Here is a 22531-nt window from a genome sequence, read left to right as displayed (position 1 = left end):
TGCAAGCAAACCTAACAAGGAAGAACCATGCTCAACGAACAGACCTTGAACCAACTGCGCGCCCTGCGCCTGGACGGCATGGTGGCCGCCCTCAGCGACGCGGCCACCCACATCACGGCCAGCGAGCTGCCCTTTGAACAACGCCTGGCGCTGCTGGTGCAGCGCGAGGTGGACTGGCGTGACAGCAAGCGCCTGGAGCGCCTGTTGAAGGCGGCCCGCCTGAAGGTCTCCAGTGCCTGCCTGGAGGACATCGACTGGCGCGCCAGCCGGGGCCTGAGCCGAGAGGTCATCACCAGCCTGGCCGGCGGGGACTGGCTGCGCCATGGCCACAACGTGCTGCTCACCGGCGCCACCGGGTGCGGCAAGACGTGGCTCGCCTGCGCACTGGGGCAGCAGGCCGCGCGCCTGGGCTTCTCGGTGCTCTACACCCGCGCGCCACGGCTGCTGCAGGAGCTGCACGTGGCCCACGGCGATGGCAGCCTGGGCAAACGGCTGGCGCAACTGGCGCGGCTGGACCTGCTCATCCTGGACGACTTCGGCATCGCGCCGATTGCCGCGCACGAGCGAAACGACCTGCTGGAATTGCTGGACGACCGGGTGGGCACGCGCTCGACGCTCATCACCAGCCAGTTGCCGGTGACGGCCTGGCACGCCTGGCTGGACGAGCCCACGCTGGCCGACGCCATCCTGGACCGCATCGTGCACGGCTCGCACAAGATAGCCCTCAAGGGCGAGTCGATGCGCAAGCTCACCAAGGCCGTCTGAGCCGGCCGCGCCGACCGCCATTCCACGCTGATGGCGGACACTTCGGCTACGATTTGAGCGTCACTCAGGACACCCGCGCAACGTGTCCGCCATCGCCTGGAACGCTGTCCGCGATGGGAATGGAATCACTGTCCGCCATCAGTGGAATGCGCAGTCAGGGGCTTTGACTGGCGCCGCAAAGGTATGTTTTTGGTCACTCATAAAACGTAGCTCCAACGTAGCTGCAGACAGCAAAATTTAGCTACGCTTGGCACCCGGTGACATGGTGCGTGCGTCTGAAAGCCGTGGTTTAGGACTTGGAAAAAGGGCCGGGTAGCCTCTTTTAATCCGTTGGTCACAAGTTCGAATCTTGTACGTCCTACCAAGTTTCAAAGGCTCTGTAGCGATACAGGGGGCGGTCTCAAATCTGAAGTGCAACACCCTCACCAAGGGTAATGTACGCAAATGGGAACGAGATACGAGCACTTGCAGCCAGAAGACAGAGTGACGCTGGCATCGCTGCGCCAGCAGGGCTGGAGCATCAGGGCCATAGCCCGCCTTCAAGGCCGCAGCCCCAGCACCATCAGCCGTGAGTTGCGGCGCAACGCCTGCCACGGCGGTTACGCCAGCGCGCCTGCGCAGCGTCTGTGCCAGCTGCGGCGCATTCAGGCCAAGCCATACCCCAAGCTGCACAGCTGCGGGGCGTTGTGGACTCTTGTGACCACCATGCTGTGCTGGCTGTGGTCGCCCCAGCAGATTGCACGCACACTCCAGCGCATGTATCCCCAGGACCCAACCATGCATGCCTCGCACGAGAGCATCTACACCGCCATCTATGCATACCCACGCGGTGAGTTGCGCCGCCAGCTCATCGCACTGCTGCGCCAAGGCAAGAGTACACGCCGCCCGCGTTCAGCAGGCTCTGATCGGCGTGGTCAGATTCCAGACATGGTCTCTATCCATGTTCGCCCACCCGAGGTCAATGATCGCGTGATCCCGGGGCATTGGGAGGGGGATCTGATCAAGGGTGCTGGCAACCAATCGGCGGTGGGTGTGCTGGTAGAGCGCTCAACGCGCTTGGTGCTGCTGTGCAAGATGCCTGACGCATCCGCAGACAGTGCGCTGGCCGCGTTCACCAACAAGCTGCGCCAGATCGCACAGCCGATGCGCCAGACGCTCACCTACGACCAGGGCAAGGAGATGGCCCGGCACAAGGAACTCGCCCAAGCCCTTGGCATGCGGGTGTACTTTTGTGATCCGCACAGCCCTTGGCAAAAAGGCAGTTGTGAGAACACGAATGGGCTGCTGCGCCAGTTCATGCCCAAGGGCACAGACCTGAGCATGCATGACCAGGATGCGCTGGACTCCATGGCCGATCTGATGAACAACCGTCCTCGTCAGACTCTCGGCTGGGATTCTCCCTACCAGGCTTTTCAGCGATTCATGGCGGCTATCGCCGAGAAAAGCTCCGCTACCATTCATTGAATATCAACCAGCGGTGTTGCACTTCAGATTTGAGACCGCCGGGCCTTTTTTGTTTTTGCTTGGCCAATTGTGAGGGTAGGGGTGCGCCAACGTTTTGCCCCCCAATAGTTCCATGATCAGCATAGAAGGCACCCATGACCTGACTGCTTACCTTTGTCGCTGTGCTGGCGATGAGTAGTACAGCGTCGTATTACTCCACCGTACGAGTTTCAATCAGTCCGGGAACAACGGGGCGCTTCTAAAATGCCTCGACGTCCATCCACATTTTCAGCCATGAAGACTCTGCTTGCCATTGTGGTTGCTGCATTCACGCTTTCCGGTTGCGCGGTCTATCACGACCATTACGACAACCGTGGAGCGGGTCCCAAGAGCCACCCGCACGGGTGCCCTCCCGGTCAGGCGAAAAAAGGCAACTGCTGATGTGACGCCGCGCTTCGCGCCGTATCGGACTTTTTTTGGGAAAGCTCGGTGTGGCGCAAGAGAGGGCAAAATGCAGGCGCCCCGGCCCTCTGCGGCAGATTACGGCGTGCCCAGGCGTTGGTTCGGTCGGTCAGGGCGCGCCAAGTGCGCCTTGCGACCCGGGATCACCGCTAAAGTGATGGGCTAGGCGGCGCGCTCAGCGCGAGTGCTTTCCTTCCTCCCGCATCCCGGCAAAGTTCCCATGACACTTCACCTCAGCATTGGCCCCCTGGTTTCCCTCATCGCAGGCATCCTGATTCTGATCATGCCCAAACTGCTCAACGTGATCGTTGCGCTGTACCTGATCGTGATGGGCATCCTCGGCCTGTTGGGTATGCACACGCTGCGTTTCTAGCCGGGCTTACCGTTTGCGTTTCGACGGTGTGCCGCCCTTGCGTGTGGGCGCACCGGCCTTTGCCGAGCGGACTGTCGCCCGGCTGATGGGTTGTTTCGCGCTGGTGCGCGCCAGCGAGGTCGCGGCAAGCCGCACGGGCAGGTACATCACGACCTGTTCTCCGGGCTTGAACTTGCTGGAGGTCTTCACGTCGTTCCAGTCGGCAACGTCTGCGGTGCTGACCTTGTAGCGCCGTGCGATGCTGGCCACGGTGTCGCGCTTGCCCGCGCGCACCGTGGTGCGCCGCGTCACGATTTCGGGGGTGAAGCTGACTTGGCCGTTGTCGGCGAGATGACCCGGGACGTCTGCGCGCATGGTGGCTGCGCGGGGCACCATGAGGGCCGAGCCGGCCTTGATCATCATGCGTGGTGGAATGCCATTCACCTGACGCAAATCGTTTTCGCTCATGCCCGTGCGTTGCGCCGCGGTGGAGACGCTCATCGTGTTGGGTACCGTCCATACCGTCCAACTGGCGTATTGGCCTTCGGTGTAGGCCTCCAGGTTCTTGCGGAACACCTGGGCGTTGTCCCAGGGCAGCAGGATCTGCGGCATGCCCGCCGCAAGGATCACGGGCTTGTGCAGCGACGGGTTCAGGGCGCGGAAATCCTCGAGGCGTACGCCGGCGAGACTGGCTACCAGGGTGACGTCCATGTCGCGCGTGATCTCCACGCTCTGGAAGTACGGGTGGTTCTCGATCAGCGGCAGCTCGGTGCTGAACTTGTCGGGATTGGCCACGATGTTCTTCACGGCCTGCAGCTTGGGCACGTACATGCGGGTTTCGGCGGGCATCGTCAACTCGGTGTAGCGCGTGCCCAGACCCTGTTTCTCGTTGCGCGCGATCGCGCGGGCCACGCTGCCTTCTCCCCAGTTGTAGGCGGCCAGGGCCAGATGCCAGTCGCCGAACATGCCGTAGAGCTTCTGCAGGTAGTCCAGTGCCGCGCGCGTGGACGCCAGCACATCGCGCCGGTCGTCGCGGAAGGCGTTCTGCTTCAAGTCGAAATAGGTTCCCGTGGCCGGCATGAACTGCCACATGCCCGCGGCCTTGGCGCTGGACACTGCCTGAGGGTTGAAGGCGCTCTCGATGTAGGGCAGCAGCGCCAGTTCTGTGGGCATGCCCCGGCGTTCCAGCTCTTCGACGATATGGAACAGGTACTTGCTGGAGCGCTCGGTCATGCGCTGCATGTAGTCGGGGCGCGTGGCATACCACTGTTCCCGGTCGCGTACCAGATCGGTGTCCAGGTCGGGCATGGAAAAGCCGCGCCGGATGCGGTCCCACAGATCGGCTGGCGCACTGACGCCAGCCACTGTGTGGCCGCTGGCGGCGCTCGCCGTGATGGGCTGCAATGGTCCCGACGGATACAGCGGCGTATGGCTGGCAGTAGTGGGGTCGGTGGTGGATGCGGCGTTGTCCGTAGGGGCAGTGGTCGCGCAACCGGTCAACCACAGCAGGCTTGCCAGCCCCAGGATGTGCAGAAGTCTCATCGAAATTCGTTTTTCCATTGGCGCAGCGCGGCCAGTACGGCTGCGGGTTCGCGCGGGTCTATGAGGGCGTCGAAGCCGTGGGCGGCTTGGGCTACCGTAGCAACGCGCGTGCGCAGAAAAGGGTTGATGTCGCGCTCGATGGCAATGCGCGACGGCAGTGTGGGCTGATCCGCGCGGCGCCGGGACTCGCATTCGGTGATGTACTGGAGTAGCGCAGCGTTATGGGGTTCCACCGCGCGGGCGAACTTCAGGTTGGACAGCGTGTATTCATGGGCGCAGCATACGCGGGTGTTGCCGGGCAATGCGGCCAGCGTGTCCAGCGAGGCCTGCATTTGCGTGGGCGTGCCTTCGAACAAGCGGCCGCATCCACCCGAGAACAGCGTATCCCCGCACAACAGCAGGGGCTCGCCTTCCATGTCCGCACAGTAGTAAGCGATATGCCCCGCCGTATGCCCCGGCACGTCCAGCACGGAAAACGTGAGGCCTAGCACCTGAAGAGTGTCGCCGCCCGACAGGCGGATGAGGGGCTCGGGCATGGGCTCCGTGGCAGGGCCATACACGGTTGCGCCCGTGGCTTCGCGCAGGGCGTTCACCCCGCCCACGTGGTCGCCATGGTGGTGCGTGACTAGAATCGCTTCCAATGGCAGCCCCATGCTGCGCAGCGCCTGCAACACGGGTTCTGCATCGCCGGGATCCACAACGACCGCACGCTGCGCGTCGTCCATCATCCAGATGTAGTTGTCGGCGAAGGCGGGCAATGGCAGCAAGTTCTTCATGACCGGCGAAATTATAGGTTTGCACCACTGGTTCGATACTGCCCCTGGCCGCTACCTGCTGGCCTGGGAGCAGGAGCGTTACGACGAGCTGGTGGCGGATATCTTCGGCTACCACGCGCTGCAACTGGGCATGCCGGGCCTGCAGGCATTGCGCAGCAACCGCATGCCGCACCGCTGGCTGGCCGTGATGCCGCCGGAGTTGCTGCTAGAGCGTAGCGATGCGCAGGAGCCACCGGCGCTGCTGGCGGATGCGGTCGCGCTGCCGTTTGCCGAGGCCAGCCTGGACCTGCTGGCGCTGCCCCACACCCTGGAGCTGAGCGTGGACCCGCACACGGCGCTGCGCGAGGTGCACCGCGTGCTGGTGCCTGAGGGCAAGGTGGTCATCAGCGGACTCAACCCGCTCAGTCTGTGGGGGTTACGGCAGCGGCGATCGCGCCTGTACCAGCGCTGTGGCGCAGGGGGGCGGCTGTTCCTGCCGGACGTGGGGGAGTTCATTTCGCCCGGGCGCCTGCGCGACTGGCTGCGCCTGCTTGGCTTTGAGCTGGAATCCATGAGCTTCGGCTGCTACCGGCCCGCCGTGGCCGGCGACCGCTGGCTGCAGCGCTACGGCTGGATGGACGCGCTGGGCGCGCGCTGGTGGCCGATCTTCGGGGCCGCGTATGTGATCGTCGCCGTCAAGCGCGTGCAGGGCATGCGCCTGCTGGAGCCTTCGTGGCGCAAGGCGCCGCAGGCGGCTGCCGCGCAGGTGCAGGTAGCGCGGCGCCATGGCCCGGGCTGAGGCGACGGGCCATTTTCTTTATTTCTGGGAGCTATTTTTTGAATCAGGTGGTGATCTATACCGACGGTGCGTGCAAGGGCAATCCGGGCCCCGGCGGTTGGGGGGCAGTGCTACGTTCAGGCACGCTGGAGAAAGAGCTGTTCGGTGGCGAACTGGGAACGACCAACAACCGCATGGAACTGATGGCCGTGATCCAGGCGCTGGGCGCGCTCAAGCGCCCCTGCCAGGTGGCGTTGTACCTGGACAGCCAGTACGTCCGCCAGGGCATCACCGAATGGATTCACGGCTGGAAGAAAAAGGGCTGGCGCACGGCGGCCGGCCAGCCCGTGAAGAACGTGGAGCTGTGGCAGCGCCTGGACGAGCTGGCGCACCAAGCGGGCCACCGCATCGAATGGCACTGGGTGCGCGGCCATGCGGGCGATCCCGGCAACGAGCGCGCCGACATGCTGGCCAACAAGGGTGTGGAGCAGGCGCTGGGCCGCTGAGACCGGGTTCCGTGCCTTGCGGGTGATCAGCCGGTGGTGGCGGTGATGCCCTGCACCGCTTCATGGATGCTCTGTGCCGTCTGTGGGCGCACCAGCCGTGCCGTTTCGCGCCCGTCGCGCAGGAACACGAGCGTGGGCCAGAGTTTCACGCCAAAACTGCGGCCCAGGCGCTGGCCGGGGCCGTCCTCCACCTTGACGTGGCGCACATCGTCCCGGTCTTCGAGGGCCTGCTCGATGAGCGGCTGGGCGCGCTGGCAGTGGCCGCACCAGGGCGTACCGAACTCCAGCACGGTGGGGCCCAGCCACTGGTCCACCGTTTCACGCGAAGGCGGCTGAGCGAGATGGGTGGCGGCAAACGGCATGGCGGCTCCTGCAAGGACGGCGATGGGGGCAGGGTAGGGCTGCGGCGCACGCGGCCAAGCCGGCCGCCGCTGCGCGGGCGTGTCAGATCACGCCGTCAAACATCATCACATCGACCATGTCGCCAGGTGCCACGTTGCCCTGGCCGTGGTGCAGCACGATGAGGCCGTTGGCTTGCACCATGGAACTGAGCACCCCTGAGCCCTGGTTGCCCGTGGTGCGCACCTGCAACGTGCCGTCCGCTGCCGTGGTGACCAGGCCGCGCTGGTATTCGGTGCGGCCGGGTTTCTTGCGCATGGCCTCGGTGCTGACGGCGCGCAGCAGCGGCGGTGCGCTGCGTGTGCAGCCCATCATGCGCAGCAGCGCGGGGCGGACGAAAGCCAGGAAGGTGACCATCACCGCCACCGGATTGCCCGGCAGGCCGAACAGCACGCTGCTGCCGTCTGCACTCTGAATGCTTCCATCTTGATAGCTGTTAACGCTTGATGGACGAGCGTTAGGGCCGGATTTGGCTTGTAATTCGGGCCGAAGGCGGCCCACCGCCATCGGCCGGCCCGGGCGCATGGCGATGCGCCAGAACGCCACGTCGCCCAGCTGCTTCATCATGGTGCGCGTGTGGTCGGCCTCGCCCACGCTCACACCGCCGCTGGTAATGATGGCGTCGGCTTCGGTGGCCGCACGGCGGAAGGCGGCTTCCAGCAGTGTGGGCTCGTCGCGCACCACACCCAGGTCGATCACCTGGACGCCCAGACGTGTCAGCAGGCCAAAGACTGTGTAGCGGTTGCTGTCGTACACCGCGCCCTCCCGCGGTGGCTCGCCCAGGCTGAGGATCTCATCGCCCGTGGAGAAATAGGCCACGCGCACCCGGCGGTACACCGTCACCGTTTTTAGACCCAAACTGGCCACCAGGCCAATAGCAGCAGGCGCTAAAAGCTCTCCTTTTGATAGCGCTACGCGGCCTTGCATGAGGTCTTCCCCCAGCAGGCGGCGGTTGTCGCCCCGGCGCAGCACGTCGGGTGCGATGCGGATGTGGCCGTCGGGCTCGGCGGTGGTGAACTCCTGCGGCACCACGGTGTCCAGCCCTGTCGGCATGATGGCGCCGGTCATGATCTTCACGCACTCGCCTGCGGCCACGGTGCCGGTCCAGGCGGCGCCGGCAAAGGCTGTGGAGCCGACCGGGCGCAGCACCAGCGGTTGGGCGGGCTGCAGTTGGGCGCCGTCGAAGGCGTAGCCGTCCATGGCCGAGTTGTCGTGCGGCGGCACGCTGACGGGCGAGACCACGTCCCGCGCCAGCACGCGGCCCAGGGCGTCGAAGATGCCGACTTCTTCGGTGCGGGTGACGGGCGCGACCAGGCGCTCCAGGAAGGTGTTCACATCCGCGGCGCGCAGTGCCTGCGGGTCGTAGCCCTGCAACTCGGCGGCGATCTGGTCAATGGTTTTCATGCGGTACGGGCAAGGAGGGTTGCAGCTCAGCGGAGGCCCAGGCCTTCCAGGGCGTGCAGCTCGGCCAGGGTGTTGGCGTTGTAGAAAGCATGCGGGTCGTCGCCCGGCTGGTCGAACGCAACCACGGCGCAGGCGTGCTGTTCGGTCCAGCGGTCGATCTTGCGCCCGCCGCCCTGCGTGAAGCGCACCAGGCTCTCCAGCAGCGTCACGCGCAGCAGGCAAAACACCGGCTGGGTGCGCACGCGCACGGTGCCATCGCGCTCGTCGGCCTCGGGTGCCGCTGCCATGGCAATGTCGGCGCCTTCGCGCATGGCGGCCTGGGCCAGGCGTGTGGCAAGGTCTGGCGGGAACAGCGGTGTGTCGCAGGGCACGGTGAGCAGCCAAGGGGTCTCGCAGCGCTCCAGCCCTGTGAGAAAGCCCGCCAGCGGGCCTGCGTAGTCGGCAAGGCCATCAGGCCACACCGGCACTCCGAATGATTCATAGGCCGCCAGGTTGCGGTTGGCGTTGATCATCACGTCGCCCACTTGCGGCTGCAGCCGCATCAGCGTGTGCAGCGCCAGGGGCAGGCCGCGGAAGTTCTGCAGGCCTTTGTCCACACCGCCCATGCGGGAGCCGCGGCCGCCGGCGAGGATGAGACCTGTGATGTCGTGGGTGTCGATCATGAGAAAAAAGAAGGGTGGTTAACGGCGCGCCGGGCAGGTCCCTGCGCCGCGGCGGCGGGTCAGCCGCCGATGTAGCTCATCTCGATGCGCCGCTGGCCGCTGCCCGTCTCGGGTGGCAGGCTGGCACGCAGCTCGGAATAGCGGTCGCCGCGCCCCTGCCAGATGTGGGCGATGGCGGCGCTGATCTGCACGTCGCTGGCATTGCCGCGCAGCAGGCTGCGCAGGTCCCAGCCTTGCGAGGCAAACAGGCACAGGTACAGCCGGCCCTCCATGGACAGGCGCGCGCGGTTGCAGTCGCCGCAGAAGGCCTGCGTGACGCTGCTGATCACGCCCACTTCGCCCAAGCGCGGGTCGTGGCGACCGTCGGGGCCGGCGTAGCCCCAGCGCTTGGCGGTCTCGCCGGCGGACTGCGCGGCCAGCGGCACCAGCGGCAGCTCGGCCTGCAGCTGCGCGATGACTTCGGCGGAGGGCAGCACCTCATCCATGCGCCAGCCGTTGGTGGCGCCCACGTCCATGTATTCGATGAAGCGCAGCGTGATGCCGGTGCCGCGGAAGTGGCGCGCCATCGCCGGGATCTCGTGGTCGTTGGTGCCGCGCTTGACCACCATGTTGACCTTGATGTGCTCCAGGCCCGCCGCCTGCGCGGCCTCGATACCGGCGAGTACGTCGGCCACCGGAAAGTCCACGTCGTTCATGCGGCGGAACACGTCGTCCTGCAGGCTGTCCAGGCTCACGGTGACGCGCCGCAGGCCCGCGGCCTTGAGGGCGCGCGCCTTGCGCGCCAGCAGCGATCCATTGGTGGTCAGCGTGAGGTCGGGCACGCGGCCCTCCAGCGTGCGCAGTTCCGCCAACTGGGCAACCAGGTTCTCCAGGTCCTTGCGCAGCAGCGGCTCGCCGCCGGTGAGGCGGATCTTGCGCACCCCATGCGCCATGCACAGGCGCGCCAGCCGCGTGATCTCTTCAAAGCTCAGCAGGTCGCTGTGCGGCAGGTAGCGGTAGTGCTTGTCGAACACTTCCTTGGGCATGCAGTAGCCGCAGCGGAAGTTGCAGCGGTCCGTCACGCTGATGCGCAGGTCGCGCAAGGGACGGGAGAGCGTGTCCTGCAGCAGTCCGGTAGCGGGTGCCGCGGCCAGGAGCGCAGGGGGCTGCAGCACCTTGCTGCGCTGATCCACGAGGGGAATGACACGTTCAGCCATGGCGAAATTGTGCCCCATCGGCGTCGTAGGGGTATGGCGGCTGCCCGCTAAATTGATGTTGATCAATCTGCTGTCACGGTGGCGACATGAGGTGCCTTTGACCAGTGTCATAGGGGGCGCGGGAGGGCGATTTGAGAATACGGCGCATGCAGAACCAACGCCCAGTCCCCACCCCTTCCTCCGTCGCCACCTGCCGGCGCGGCCGCCGCACCGCTGTGCGCGCGCTGGCCACCGTGTTGCTGGTGCCGGCCCTGCCGCTGTCGGCCCAGGCGCGCATGGCCCTGGCCACGGCCATCAACCGCACGGCGCGCTTTCGGGCGCTGTCCCAGCGCACGGCCAAGGTCTACGGCCAGCTGTACCTGAACGTGGGTGCCGCGCGCGCCCGCGATGCGCTGGAACACACCCGCCGGCAGGTGCATTCCGGCTTTGAGGACATGGACCGCCAGAGCTGGCCGCCCGAGGTGGCGCGGCTGCTGGCGGACGTGCGCCGCAACGCGGACCGCCTGGACGCGCTCACGGCCCAGGCGCCGACGAAGGAGGGCTTTCAGGCCGTGTCGGCCCAGGCCGACCAGATGCTGGCTGCCGCCAACACCACCACCGAGGCCCTCGAGCGCCTGGCCCAGGCGCCCACGGCACGCCTGGTCAACACCGCCGGGCGCCAGCGCATGCTGTCGCAGCGCCTGGCTAAGAACTATGAGCTGTTGGCCGCCGGCCTTGACAGCCGCACGGTGCGCGAGCAGATGACGGGCGACGCCGATGAGTTCCAGCGTGCCCTCGCGCAGTTGAACAAGGCACCCATCTCCACCCCGGCCATCCGCTCGGCACTGGAACTGGGCCAGGCGCAGTCTAGCCGTTCCGTTAAGGTGTTGCTAAGCCCTTGATTCAAGCCCCTCTGCTTCGGCACGAGGGGCTTCGTTTCTTTGGTCGCTATAAGGGACATGCTGAATTTCAAGCCCCTTTCCCTAGGCGTCGCGCTCGTGTGTGCCGCCAGCTTCCTCACTGCCTGCAACGACGAGCCCGCTCCGGACTTCAGGGGCAGCACTCCCGTGGCATACGGCAATCGGACTGTCTCTCTGAGCGTTGAGGCTTGGCGAGACAATGGCAGCCAGCCTTGTCGTGTCCTTATCAGAGGCGCTGAAGTAACAAATTGGGTCAAACCAACCGGTATTCTGCCGCGGATGACCCTAGCCCCGGCAGTAGTGCTGGCCTGCACAGGGCGGAGCCCGTACCTTTCCTCGGTGAGCGGCGAGGGTGAAGGGGGTGTAGCCGAATGGGAAGAGTCCTCGGGGCCTGAATCGGGAGCCCCCCTCTCTGTCTACCAAGTGCGAGTGAGCTCCCTGACTGCGGACCAAGCTCACCTCGAACTACGGGTCCTACGCGGCAAGTGACTCGCTTGCGTGAGCCACGGGGCCGGAGGGCTTGAGCGACCGAGCGGCAGGCGCGCGGCGTCTTTCGGGCGGTTCGGGAGTGAAATAGATGATGTCTTCGGGCGCTATGGGTCCGCGCGCCAGCCCCAGCCGCATTGCCGGCGTTTTCCCGTCCCGGCCAACCTCGCAGTAGTTGAAGTACGTCCGGAAGATGCCGAGCACCTTCACCAGGACTTCGGGGTTGTAGGCGCTCTTCCCGAACCAGAGACGTCGGTCGGTGTTGGCGCTGGCCACCGCGCGTTCTGCCAGCGTGAGGCCTCGCCGGACCTGCATAAAGAAGCGGTCGACAGCGGTAAGGGTGGCTTTCAGGTGCAGTAGCGCCTGGTGGCTAAGCTGGAGCCGACGCTTGTCCGGTTCGGTTTCGACCGGGTCGATATCGGTCAGCCAGCAAACGGATTTCTCAGGCTCACGCATCTCCGATATGGGATGGCGGAACCAGCGGTCCCCCCACTTGCCGATGGCAACCATGCGCGCCAGTTCTTCCTCGGCAGCCAGAAGTTCTGCAGCCTCAGGGGTTACCCCGTATTTCTCCGCTAAGCGCGCCAGACGCCGCTTGGTTGCACCAACCAGCGCGCGCTTCATGTCCACTGACATATCTTTGAGCACCTTGACATAGAAAGCGTCAGCCGTCCGGTCCAGAACCCTTTTCGGCACGGCCGTCAGAATGGCCGCACGTATGCCCGACTCCTGGTCTGTGAAGAAGCGAATCTTCTTGGCACGGCAGAGCAGTCGAGTGACAAGCTGGATGTGGGCGTACATCACCACTTGCTCATGCAGCAGCATGCCCTTTACGGGGGCACGGGATGAGTTCGCGGGGCCTTCACCATCTTCTATATCGGGGCGACCTAAGGCTGCGTCGTACGTCTCTTCGATGACCGATTCCATAGGCTTTCGGGAGGTACCTCCGCGAGGCGCCGCCCTCTCAGCCGCAGCATTCCAATCAGCCGGTAGCCAGACTCTCGCGTAGCGGCGAAACGCTCTGGCAAGTGCATGGTCGCCAAAGCGAACCATGTCCTTCTCTACGTCAGCAGAGTCCAGCGCAGGGTCAAAGTTGACGTTGACCCCGAACACATAGCCCGTAGCCTGGTCGGCCGTTGCAATGGACAGCAAAAGTGTGTTCTTTCGCACCTTCTTAGAGTGCCAGTTCACCACCAGCTTTTGCCGGTCAACCGACAGATATCTTGAGCCTAGGTCGTCGCGTCCCATGAGGGTTCGCTCACGCTCGCCGGCGAACATCTGGGCCTGCTCATAGAGGAAGTCGATGCGGTCGTATAGCTGGCTGGGGGAGATATCGAGGACCTTGATGATGCGCCGCAGCGGCATGGCGTTCATCAGATGCACCAAGATATCGCGATTGGAGTGACTGCGACGTTGGCGCTTGGTTGACCGGCCGCCGAAGGAGAACGCCTTCTTGCAGCCGACACACTTGAACCGGGGAGTTCCGTGGGCGTTGGTGCCGAAGCGAGTCACATTCTCAAGGGATGGCGCCCCCTCCGATAGAGAGCAGGCCTCGTTCGGACACTGCGGGAGTACTGGTTCAAGGTACTCCGACATGCGCATAAGCTCCTCGGCAATCGCCAAGTTGCTCTGCATAGGGGTGATTTCCTCGCACAGGCGGCACTTCAGTGCCGGCTGGTCCTTACCGGTAGCGACCACGGTGTAGTCGCCTGGGCCAACGGAAGAAGCTGGAGTACCGGCCCCGCCTCGGGCAACCGCAAGCTTGGGCGGTACGCCGAAGTTACCGCACTTGGGGTTCTTGCAGTGATTGACTTGAATACCCGCCGCGGCCGGCGGAAATCTAGGCGGCCACTTAGTCGGCTTTACTGAAGTTGGATGAGATTTTTCCTTGGACAAAGAAACGCCCTAGTCGTTGACTAGGGCGGAATTTTGAGCCATTACAGCTTTCTTAGCAACACTTTAACAGAACGGCTAGCCGCGTGGCGGTGCTTTTTTTTGCCTGCGCTTGCCGCTCGGGCGGGGCGCGCTACATTTAAGCCATGAACGTCGTGTTGAACAAGGCAGCTGTTGACAATCCGCAGGCCGTCCCTGTGGCGGTTGACAGTTCTTCTGCTGCGGCCGCCAACGCCGCGGCGGCGAGCTTTGCTGCGCTGCTGGAAAAACTCGACTACCTTGACGAAGCCAGCGTCGAGCAGGTGCGCCAAGCGTACCGTTACGCCGATGAAGCGCACTTGGGGCAGTTGCGCAGCAGTGGCGAGCCCTACATCACGCACCCGATTGCCGTGGCGGCGCTGTGCGCGAGCTGGAAGTTGGATGTCCAGGCCCTCATGGCAGCCTTGCTGCACGACGCCATGGAAGATTGCGGCATCACCAAGTCCGATCTCATCGACCGGTTTGGTGCGCCTGTTGCGGAACTGGTGGATGGTCTCACCAAACTCGATAAGCTGCAGTTCAATACCCGTGAGGAGAACCAGGCCGAGTCGTTTCGCAAGATGCTGCTGGCCATGGCGCGCGACGTGCGCGTCATCCTCATCAAGCTGGCGGACCGCACGCACAATATGCGCACGCTCTCCGACATGCCGCGCAGCAAGTGGGGCCGCATTTCGTCGGAGACGCTGGAGATCTATGCCCCCATCGCGCATCGGTTGGGGCTGAACCAGACCTACCGCGAACTGCAGGACCTCGCCTTTCGCCACCTGCATCCATGGCGCTATGCCACGCTGTCCAAAGCGGTCACGAAGTCGCGCAACCGACGCCGCGACATCGTGCAGAAGGTGCAGACGGAAGTGGATGCTGCATTTGCGCGGCTGGGCATGCACGTGCGGCTGGCGGGGCGTGAGAAGACACTCTTTGCGATCTACCAGAAGATGATCACCAAGCACCTGAGCTTTGCGCAGGTGACGGATCTCTATGGCTTCCGTGTCATCGTGCATTCGGTGACGGACTGCTATACCGCCTTGGGTGTGTTGCACCAGATGTACAAACCGGTGCCCGGCAAGTTCAAGGATCACATCGCCATTGGCAAGCTCAACGGCTATCAGTCGCTGCATACGACGCTGGTGGGACCTGCTGGCCTGAATATCGAGTTTCAGGTTCGCACGGAGGAAATGCACATCGTGGCGGAAGCGGGTGTGGCGGCGCACTGGCTCTACAAGGCGAAAGATGCGGATGGCGCGGTGGCAGAACGCCTGGGCACCAAATGGCTGCAGTCCTTGCTCGACATCCAGAATGAAACGCGCGACGCAGCCGAATTCTGGGACCACGTCAAGGTGGACCTATTCCCAGATGCCGTCTATGTCTTCACGCCCAAGAGCCAGATCATGGCCTTGCCCCGCGGAGCCACTGCGGTGGACTTTGCCTATGCGATCCACAGCGACGTGGGCGACCGCACCACGGCGGCGCGCATCAACAACGAACAGGTGCCCCTGCGCACCGAACTCAAGAACGGGGATGTGGTGGAAATCGTTACCACACAGGGCGCCCGGCCCAACCCGGCTTGGCTGGGGTTCGTGCGCACAGGGCGCGCGCGTTCCAAGATTCGCCACTATCTCAAGACGCTAGCGCAGAACGAGTCGGCGGGCCTGGGCGAGAAACTGCTGACCCAGGCGCTGCGCGCCGAGGGCATCGAACAACTGCCTGACGTGCAGACCCAAGCGCCCATTTGGGAAAAACTGCTGCGCTTTACGGGCAATCGCAGCCGCGCGGAACTCATGACCGATGTGGGACTGGGCAAGCGCATTGCCGGCATCGTGGCCAAGCGCCTGGTCGTGTTGCTATCGGAAGATGGCCAGCGGCCTGATGCATTGCTGCTGACCCGCGAGCGCTACAGCTCCCATGAAACAGTCTCGCAAGGGAGCATCACCCTCGACGGCAGCGAGAATGCATCTGTTCAATATGCAGCGTGTTGCCGCCCGGTGCCGGGCGATCCCATCGTGGGATACCTGGGCCGCGGCGAGGGCTTGGTGGTCCATCACGCGCAATGCGGGGTTGCCAAGAAATTGCAACACAAAGATGGCGAGCGCTTCATTGCCGTCGACTGGTCCGATGAGCCTACCCGCCAATTCGAGACCGGTATCACCGTGACCGTGACCAATGGCAAGGGGGTACTGGCTCGCATCGCATCCGAATTTGCCAACTCAGAGGCAGATATCGTCCGTGTGGACATGGACGATGCGATGGACACCACTGATCTGCGTTTTGTGGCAGCGGTGCGTGATCAACACCATGTAGAGGCCGTGTTGCGCAATCTGCGCCGCACGCATTCCGTATTGCGAGCGTTCCGCGTGCTTCCCCAGCCCGCTTGATGGCCTGGCCTCGTCACCGAGGCGCCGCGACGGGGTATTCGACGCGCAGGATTTCCAGGGTACGTAGGCCGGCGGGAGTCTGCAGGGTCACTTCGTCTCCCTCCCGGGCTTTGAGCAGCGCGCGCGCCACGGGAGAAATCCAGCTGATCTGCTGCAGGCTGTTGTCGGCTTCGTCAATGCCCAGAATCGTCACCGTGCGCTCCATGCCGTCCTCCTCGGCGTAGGTGACCGTGGCGCCGAAAAAGACTTGGTCACTGCCCGTGTGTACCGATGGGTCCACGACATCCGCGATTTCCAGCCGTTTCGTCAGGAAACGGATGCGCCTGTCGATCTCGCGCAGCCTTTTCTTGCCGTACAGGTAGTCGCCGTTCTCCGAGCGATCTCCGTTGCTGGCAGCCCAATGGACAATTTCTACCACCTTGGGGCGCTCATCATCGATAAGGCCCAGCAACTCGCGGCGAAGGCGCGCATATCCCTGGGGTGTGATGTAGTTCTTGCCGGCCCCCACGGGCGCCTGCGGGGGGGGGGACGGTTCGTCGTCGGTGTCTGTTTCCTTGGTGAATGCCTTGCTCATATGCTTATCGTGCCTGAAAGGGAGCAAATGCCAAAAACGAAAAAGCCCTGGAACCTTGCAGTTCCAGGGCTTACCGTTTGGTGCGGCTGGCAGGAATCGAACCCACGACCCCTTGGTTCGTAGCCAAGTACTCTATCCAGCTGAGCTACAGCCGCTAAGCTTTGAATTATAGCACGAAGTTTTCAAGCTATATCAAAAATCGTCACTGGCTAATTAACTAACTCAGTCGATCAGCGCATTGTGACGATGGCGTGATTGTAGCGGAGTTTTCGCCCGGTTTTGCGAAATCGCTCGATGTTGCTCACTTGCGTGTGTAGCCCAGGCAGGCGCCTGCGTTGGGCATGCCCTTGCACTCCCGGTAGAGGCGCCGGTCGCGCTCTGCCTGGCTTTCGCCGGAATGGTTCTGCGTGTGCTTGATCCGGATGGCTTTGGACCTCTTCGAAGCGCTGGCTGCCTTATCGGGTGTGGCTGCGGCATGGCTGTGAAGTGACGCAAAGGACAACAAGAGCGCGGCCACGCCGACACCCACTGGCAGGGAAAGAGGCCGGCGGACAAACGTATCCATGAAGCGCATAGTGGTCTTTCAAAAGGGCGTTGCAACGTTTTGCAGTACGGTTTGCATCATGCCCGAAAGCCCGTTGCACAGGGGTTGGACGGCGGCGAAGAAGTGGGGAAAAGCGCAGCGGTATAATCGCAAGGTTTTGCATGGTGCAAGACGCACGCTGTCGACCCTTCCAGTCGCGGCGCAAGTACAACCAGAGCCATAGGCAGTCGGTGCAGCAATGCGGCTGCCTGCTTGGGCTCTTCTATCAAGGAAAAAACATGATCGCATCATCCGTCAAGGCCGAAGTCGTCAAGGCCAATGCCCGTTCCGCCAACGATACGGGCAGCCCGGAAGTCCAGGTGGCACTGCTCACCGCCCGCATCAACGAGCTGACTCCTCACTTCAAGCAGCACGCCAAGGACCATCATGGCCGCCGTGGTCTGCTGCGCATGGTGAGCCGTCGTCGCAAGCTGCTGGACTACCTCAAGGCCAAGGACGCCGACCGTTACACGGCACTGATCGCCAAGCTGGGCCTGCGCAAGTAAGCGCGCCGGCATGCCGAGACGCCTGGGTTAGCTCTGTCTAGCTCAGGCGTTTTTTACTTCGGAGACGCAACTGCAGAGCGAAGCTGTGTCATTCCAGGGGCCTTGCCTTCCGATGGGCAGGGCAGGGCCGCTGGAATGGCATCGTGTTCTGAATTGCGCTCCAAGCCTTGCTGGTACCGCGCTGCCAGCTATTATTTTGAGAGCAAGGAGTCATTATGAGCATTTTTAACAAGGTCACCAAGTCGTTTCAGTGGGGTGACAAGACCGTTGTCATGGAAACGGGTGAGATCGCCCGCCAGGCCTCAGGCGCCGTGCTGGTGAACATTGACGACACCGTAGTGCTCGCTACCGTGGTGGGGTCCAAGCAGGCCAAGCCTGGCCAGGACTTCTTCCCGCTGACGGTGGACTACATCGAGAAGACCTACGCCGCCGGCAAGATCCCCGGCAGCTTCTTCAAGCGCGAGGCCAAGCCCAGCGAGTTGGAGACGCTGACCAGCCGCCTGATCGATCGCCCGATCCGCCCGCTGTTCCCCGAGGGCTTCTACAACGAGGTGCATGTGGTCATCCACACCATCTCGCTCAACCCCGAAGTGGACGCTGACATCGCCGCCATGATCGCCGTGAGCGCAGCGCTGTCCGTTTCCGGTATTCCGTTCAATGGCCCCATCGGCGCCGCACGCGTGGGCTACGTCAATGGCGAATACGTGCTGAACCCCGGGCAGACCGCGCGCAAGAGCTCGCAGCTGGACCTGGTGGTGGCGGGCACCGAGGCCGCTGTGCTGATGGTGGAGTCCGAAGCGCAGCAGCTGTCCGAAGAGATCATGCTGGGCGCCGTGGTGTTCGGCCACGAGCAGGGCAAGGTGGCGATCAACGCCATCCATGAGCTGGTGCGCGACGCTGGCAAGCCCGTGTGGGACTGGCAGCCGCCTGCCAAGGATGAGACTTTCATCGCCAAGGTCACGGCCCTGGCAGAGGACAAGCTGCGCGCGGCTTACCAGATCCGCAGCAAGCAGGCCCGCACCCAGGCCTTGCGCGAGGCATCGGCCTCGGTGCTGGAATCGCTGAAGGGCGAGGGCGTGGAGTTCGACGCCGTGAAGGTCGAGGCCCTGCTGTTCGACATCGAAGCCAAGATCGTGCGCAGCCAGATCCTGGCCGGCGAGCCCCGCATCGACGGCCGCGACACGCGCACCGTGCGCCCCATCGAGATCCGCAACTCCGTGCTGCCGCGCACCCACGGCTCCGCCCTGTTCACGCGTGGCGAGACCCAGGCGCTGGTGGTGTCCACGCTGGGCACCGAGCGCGATGCGCAGCGCATCGACGCACTGGCCGGCGAGTTCGAAGACCGTTTCATCTTCCACTACAACATGCCTCCCTTCGCCACGGGTGAAGTGGGCCGCATGGGCTCGACCAAGCGCCGCGAAATCGGCCACGGCCGCCTGGCCAAGCGCGCCCTGGTGGCCTGCCTGCCGAGCAAGGACGAGTTCCCCTACACCATCCGCGTGGTGTCGGAGATCACCGAATCCAACGGCTCCTCGTCCATGGCATCGGTCTGCGGTGGCTGCCTGTCGCTGATGGATGCCGGCGTGCCCATGAAGGCGCATGTGGCCGGTATCGCCATGGGCCTGATCAAGGAAGACAACCGCTTCGCCGTGCTGACCGACATCCTGGGCGATGAGGACCACCTGGGCGACATGGACTTCAAGGTGGCCGGTACGACCAACGGCATCACCGCCCTGCAGATGGACATCAAGATCCAGGGCATCACTAAGGAAATCATGCAGGTCGCCCTGGCGCAGGCCAAGGAAGCACGTATGCACATCCTGGGCAAGATGCAGGAAGCCATGGGTGAAGCCAAGACCGAGATTTCGTCCTTCGCGCCCAAGCTCTACACGATGAAGATCAACCCCGAGAAGATCCGCGACGTGATCGGCAAGGGCGGCGCCACGATCCGTGCCCTGACGGACGAGACCGGCTGCCAGATCAACATCGAGGAAGACGGCACCATCACCATTGCAGCCACCGAGGCTGCCAAGGCCGATGAAGCCAAGCGCCGCATCGAAGAGATCACGGCCGAGGTTGAAGTGGGCAAGGTCTACGAAGGCCCTGTCACCAAGATCCTGGACTTCGGCGCGTTGATCAACCTGCTGCCAGGCAAGGACGGCCTGCTGCACATCAGCCAGATCGCCCACGAGCGTGTGGAAAAGGTGGGCGACTACCTGCAGGAAGGTCAGATCGTGAAGGTCAAGGTGCTGGAGACCGACGACAAGGGCCGCGTCAAGCTGTCTATGAAGGCGTTGGCTGACCGCCCCGCTGGCGACAGCGGCCGTCCCGCCCCTGCGGAGCGGGGCGAGCGTCGTGAGCGCCGTGATGGCGGTGCTTCCGAGCAACAGCAGCAGTAAGCCGGGGGTGTTCCTTCGGGAACGCCTGTTTGCTATTGAAATGAGAGCTGCTAACGCCCGATGGACGGGTGCTAGCGGCTCAAATGATTCAAAACTGCCATGAATGACGTGATGCAGGCCGTAGAGATTGCGGCGTTTGGCCCGCCTGAGGGGCTGCGTCTCGCCGAGCGCCCGGTGCCGCAGCCGGGAGACGGCGAGTTGTTGATCCGCGTGGCGGCCAGCGGGGTGAACCGCCCCGACGTGCTGCAGCGCAAGGGCAACTACGCGCCGCCCGCGGGCGTCTCCGATCTGCCCGGGCTGGAAGTGGCGGGCGTTGTCGAGTCCGGCGATGCCGCCGCCATGGCGCAGGCGGGCCTTCGCGTGGGCGACCGGGTGTGCGCTTTGGTTGCGGGCGGCGGTTATGCGCAGTGGTGCGTCGCGCCTGTTGCGCAATGCCTGCCGGTGCCGCAGGGCTTGAGCGACGTGGAGGCGGCCTCGCTGCCGGAAACCTTCTTTACCGTCTGGAGCAATGTGTTCGACCGCGGCCGCCTGCAGGCGGGAGAGGTCCTGCTGGTGCAGGGCGGCAGTAGCGGCATTGGCGTTACGGCTATTCAGTTGGCGCGTGCACGCGGCGCCACGGTCATCGTCACGGCGGGTTCGGACGAAAAGTGCGCAGCCTGCCTGGCGCTGGGTGCGCACCACGCGATCAACTACAAGACGCAGGATTTCGTGGCCGAGGCGCGGCGCCTTACCGATGGGCGCGGCGTGGACGTAGTGCTGGACATGGTGGCCGGCTCCTACGTGGCGCGCGAGGTTGAGTGCCTGGCCGAGGACGGCCGCGTGGTCATCATCGCGGTGCAGGGCGGGCTGGATGCGCAGTTCAATGCGGGGCTGGTGCTGCGCAGGCGGCTGACCATCACGGGCTCCACGCTGAGGCCGCGTCCCGTGGCGTTCAAGGGCGCCATTGCGCAGGCATTGCGTGAGCATGTCTGGCCGCTGCTGGCGTCGGGCGCGGTGAAGCCGGTCATCCACAGCACCTTCCCGGCCGCGCAGGCCGCGCAGGCGCATGCGCTGATGGAATCCAACCAGCACGTGGGCAAGATTGTTTTGACATGGACGACATGACACAGAAAAAGAAACTCATTGCCGGCAACTGGAAGATGAACGGTAGCCTGCAGGCGAATGCGGCGCTGCTGCAGGCGTTGCGTGATGGCTTGGGCGCGCCCGGCTGTGGCGTGGCGGTGGCCGTGCCAGCGCCCTACCTGGCGCAGGTGCAGGCCTTGGTCGCGGGCAGCGAAATCGCTCTGGCTGCCCAGGATGTGTCGCAACATGAAATAGGCGCGTTCACCGGCGAGGTCTCCGTGGGCATGTTGCGCGACTTTGGTGCACGCTACGCGCTTGTGGGGCACTCCGAGCGTCGCCAATACCATGGCGAAACCGATGCCGTGGTGGCGGCCAAGGCCCAGCGGGCGCTCTCGGGCGGCGTCACGCCGATCGTATGCGTGGGGGAAACCCTGGCGGAGCGCGAGGCGGGCCAGACCGAGACCGTCGTCAAGCGCCAACTGGCGGCTGTGATCCATGCCGTGGGGCACTGCGTGAGCGAGATCGTGGTGGCCTACGAGCCTGTCTGGGCCATCGGCACCGGCCGCACGGCAACGCCAGAGCAGGCGCAGCAGGTGCATGCGGTACTGCGCGCTCAGCTCGCCGCCGCGACCGAGAGCGCGGATCGCGTGCTCATCCTGTATGGCGGCAGCATGAATGCTGCCAACGCAGCCGAACTGCTGGCGCAGCCGGATATCGATGGGGGCCTGGTGGGCGGTGCGTCGCTCAAGGCCGCGGATTTCTTGAAAATTATCGCTGCAGCGCATAGCTGACAAGCGCTGGTAGCTATTAAATTAGGAGTGATGGGATTATGGGACTGGTTGTGAACGTGATTCTGGCGGTGCAGATGCTGACCGCCCTCGGGATGATTGGGTTGATCCTGATCCAGCACGGTAAGGGTGCGGACATGGGGGCAGCCTTCGGTAGTGGCAGTTCCGGCAGCTTGTTTGGGGCCAGCGGCAGCGCCAACTTCCTTTCGCGCACCACGGCGGTCCTGGCGACGGTGTTCTTCGTGGCAACCCTGGCATTGGCATACTTTGGCAACCAGCGTCCGGTGAGCACTGGTAGTGTTCTGGAGACGCCAGCAGCGGCCGTCCCCGCCTCGACGGCGCCTGCGGTCGATGCCTCTGCGGCAGCTCCAGCACCGGCGGTGGAGCCTGCCTCCGGCGCCGCTCAGATCCCGACCAAGTGAACGTTTGAGGCGTCGCAAAAAAACGCCTCATCCGTTTGTGACAGGGTTTTTCCGGGGTAGAATCCCGGATTGTCTGGAAAGCCAAAACCGTTATTTCCGGTCCTCATGCCATCCAGATGCATACAGCAGCCGTCGTGGTGAAATTGGTAGACACGCTATCTTGAGGGGGTAGTGGCGAAAGCTGTGCGAGTTCGAGTCTCGCCGACGGCACCAATCACAAGAAGCCGCCTCCCTGGTCCGCGTT

21 protein-coding genes and 2 tRNA genes are annotated in these 22531 nt (G+C 64.0%); 13 read left to right on the top strand and 10 right to left on the bottom strand.

Features of this window, described 5'->3' with window-relative positions:
• Nucleotides 1-27 precede the first annotated feature (27 nt).
• The 3 genes from istB to MRB47_RS14035 all read left to right on the top strand — a co-directional run bounded on the left by istB (nt 28) and on the right by MRB47_RS14035 (nt 3043).
• Complete coding sequence (gene istB, locus MRB47_RS14045; protein WP_011805003.1) at nt 28-765, top strand: IS21-like element helper ATPase IstB; 738 nt, start codon at nt 28-30, stop codon at nt 763-765.
• Between the two features lie 444 nt (nt 766-1209).
• Nucleotides 1210-2229, top strand: a complete 1020-nt coding sequence (locus MRB47_RS14040; RefSeq protein WP_252100635.1) for an IS30 family transposase — start codon at nt 1210-1212, stop codon at nt 2227-2229.
• 661 nt (nt 2230-2890) lie between these two features.
• Nucleotides 2891-3043 (top strand): DUF3096 domain-containing protein, encoded by a 153-nt coding sequence (locus MRB47_RS14035; protein ID WP_011805007.1) that lies wholly within the window; start codon nt 2891-2893, stop codon nt 3041-3043.
• A 6-nt stretch (nt 3044-3049) separates the two neighbouring features.
• Here the strand turns inward: MRB47_RS14035 and MRB47_RS14030 are convergent, their stop codons facing one another.
• Both MRB47_RS14030 and gloB read right to left on the bottom strand, forming a co-directional pair.
• On the bottom strand, nt 3050-4564 hold the full coding sequence (locus MRB47_RS14030; protein WP_252100991.1) for a transglycosylase SLT domain-containing protein: 1515 nt from the start codon (nt 4562-4564) through the stop codon (nt 3050-3052).
• Nucleotides 4561-5340, bottom strand: a complete 780-nt coding sequence (gloB, locus tag MRB47_RS14025; RefSeq protein WP_252100990.1) for a hydroxyacylglutathione hydrolase — start codon at nt 5338-5340, stop codon at nt 4561-4563. The genes MRB47_RS14030 and gloB overlap by 4 nt, the downstream gene beginning before the upstream one ends.
• Here gloB and MRB47_RS14020 point away from each other — a divergent pair.
• Together MRB47_RS14020 and rnhA are read left to right on the top strand one after the other, a co-directional pair.
• On the top strand, nt 5339-6118 hold the full coding sequence (locus MRB47_RS14020) for a class I SAM-dependent methyltransferase (protein WP_011805010.1): 780 nt from the start codon (nt 5339-5341) through the stop codon (nt 6116-6118). The genes gloB and MRB47_RS14020 overlap by 2 nt on opposite strands.
• Nucleotides 6119-6156: 38 nt before the next feature.
• Nucleotides 6157-6603: a ribonuclease HI gene (rnhA, locus tag MRB47_RS14015; RefSeq protein ID WP_015913473.1), complete on the top strand. Its 447-nt coding sequence runs from the start codon at nt 6157-6159 to the stop codon at nt 6601-6603.
• Between the two features lie 26 nt (nt 6604-6629).
• Here the strand turns inward: rnhA and MRB47_RS14010 are convergent, their stop codons facing one another.
• The 4 genes from MRB47_RS14010 to moaA all read right to left on the bottom strand — a co-directional run bounded on the left by MRB47_RS14010 (nt 6630) and on the right by moaA (nt 10264).
• Nucleotides 6630-6965: a thioredoxin family protein gene (locus MRB47_RS14010; RefSeq protein ID WP_011805012.1), complete on the bottom strand. Its 336-nt coding sequence runs from the start codon at nt 6963-6965 to the stop codon at nt 6630-6632.
• Nucleotides 6966-7047: 82 nt separating this feature from the next.
• Entirely contained in the window at nt 7048-8406 is a 1359-nt protein-coding gene (glp, locus tag MRB47_RS14005) for a gephyrin-like molybdotransferase Glp (protein ID WP_252100989.1), read from the bottom strand.
• A gap of 26 nt (nt 8407-8432) precedes the next feature.
• Nucleotides 8433-9068, bottom strand: coding sequence for a molybdenum cofactor guanylyltransferase MobA (gene mobA, locus MRB47_RS14000; protein ID WP_252100988.1), 636 nt, complete (start codon nt 9066-9068; stop codon nt 8433-8435).
• A 59-nt stretch (nt 9069-9127) separates the two neighbouring features.
• The gene (moaA, locus tag MRB47_RS13995; RefSeq protein ID WP_252100987.1) at nt 9128-10264 is read right to left on the bottom strand and encodes a GTP 3',8-cyclase MoaA; all 1137 of its coding nucleotides are present in this window, start codon (nt 10262-10264) and stop codon (nt 9128-9130) included.
• A 146-nt stretch (nt 10265-10410) separates the two neighbouring features.
• On the opposite strand from moaA, the gene MRB47_RS13990 reads away from it, so the two are divergent.
• Complete coding sequence (locus MRB47_RS13990) at nt 10411-11145, top strand: type IV pili methyl-accepting chemotaxis transducer N-terminal domain-containing protein (protein ID WP_252100986.1); 735 nt, start codon at nt 10411-10413, stop codon at nt 11143-11145.
• Nucleotides 11146-11637: 492 nt separating this feature from the next.
• On the opposite strand, the gene MRB47_RS13985 is transcribed toward MRB47_RS13990, so the two are convergent.
• Nucleotides 11638-13545, bottom strand: coding sequence for a hypothetical protein (locus MRB47_RS13985; protein WP_252100595.1), 1908 nt, complete (start codon nt 13543-13545; stop codon nt 11638-11640).
• 143 nt (nt 13546-13688) lie between these two features.
• Between MRB47_RS13985 and MRB47_RS13980 the strand changes: the two genes are divergently transcribed.
• Nucleotides 13689-15953: a RelA/SpoT family protein gene (locus MRB47_RS13980; protein WP_011804390.1), complete on the top strand. Its 2265-nt coding sequence runs from the start codon at nt 13689-13691 to the stop codon at nt 15951-15953.
• A gap of 13 nt (nt 15954-15966) precedes the next feature.
• Here the strand turns inward: MRB47_RS13980 and greB are convergent, their stop codons facing one another.
• The 3 genes from greB to MRB47_RS13965 form a co-directional block, all read right to left on the bottom strand.
• Nucleotides 15967-16527: a transcription elongation factor GreB gene (gene greB, locus MRB47_RS13975; protein ID WP_252100985.1), complete on the bottom strand. Its 561-nt coding sequence runs from the start codon at nt 16525-16527 to the stop codon at nt 15967-15969.
• Nucleotides 16528-16605: 78 nt separating this feature from the next.
• Nucleotides 16606-16682, bottom strand: a tRNA-Arg gene (locus MRB47_RS13970).
• Nucleotides 16683-16828: 146 nt separating this feature from the next.
• Nucleotides 16829-17101: a hypothetical protein gene (locus MRB47_RS13965; protein ID WP_252100984.1), complete on the bottom strand. Its 273-nt coding sequence runs from the start codon at nt 17099-17101 to the stop codon at nt 16829-16831.
• A gap of 248 nt (nt 17102-17349) precedes the next feature.
• Here MRB47_RS13965 and rpsO point away from each other — a divergent pair, with 248 nt between their 5' ends.
• From rpsO to MRB47_RS13935, 6 genes are all read left to right on the top strand, one after another.
• Nucleotides 17350-17616 (top strand): 30S ribosomal protein S15, encoded by a 267-nt coding sequence (gene rpsO, locus MRB47_RS13960; RefSeq protein ID WP_011804393.1) that lies wholly within the window; start codon nt 17350-17352, stop codon nt 17614-17616.
• A gap of 215 nt (nt 17617-17831) precedes the next feature.
• Entirely contained in the window at nt 17832-20015 is a 2184-nt protein-coding gene (gene pnp, locus MRB47_RS13955; RefSeq protein ID WP_135148621.1) for a polyribonucleotide nucleotidyltransferase, read from the top strand.
• 99 nt (nt 20016-20114) lie between these two features.
• Complete coding sequence (locus MRB47_RS13950; RefSeq protein WP_015912607.1) at nt 20115-21119, top strand: NAD(P)H-quinone oxidoreductase; 1005 nt, start codon at nt 20115-20117, stop codon at nt 21117-21119.
• On the top strand, nt 21116-21868 hold the full coding sequence (gene tpiA, locus MRB47_RS13945; protein ID WP_252100983.1) for a triose-phosphate isomerase: 753 nt from the start codon (nt 21116-21118) through the stop codon (nt 21866-21868). Before MRB47_RS13950 ends, tpiA begins: the two co-directional genes overlap by 4 nt.
• A 38-nt stretch (nt 21869-21906) precedes the next feature.
• Nucleotides 21907-22287, top strand: coding sequence for a preprotein translocase subunit SecG (gene secG / locus MRB47_RS13940; protein ID WP_015912609.1), 381 nt, complete (start codon nt 21907-21909; stop codon nt 22285-22287).
• A 128-nt stretch (nt 22288-22415) separates the two neighbouring features.
• Nucleotides 22416-22500, top strand: a tRNA-Leu gene (locus MRB47_RS13935).
• Nucleotides 22501-22531 lie beyond the last annotated feature (31 nt).

Origin of the sequence: Diaphorobacter sp. LI3 (assembly GCF_022807955.1) — a bacterium.
Lineage (GTDB): Bacteria > Pseudomonadota > Gammaproteobacteria > Burkholderiales > Burkholderiaceae_C > Diaphorobacter > Diaphorobacter nitroreducens.
This window is presented reverse-complemented; position numbering and strand designations above follow the sequence as displayed.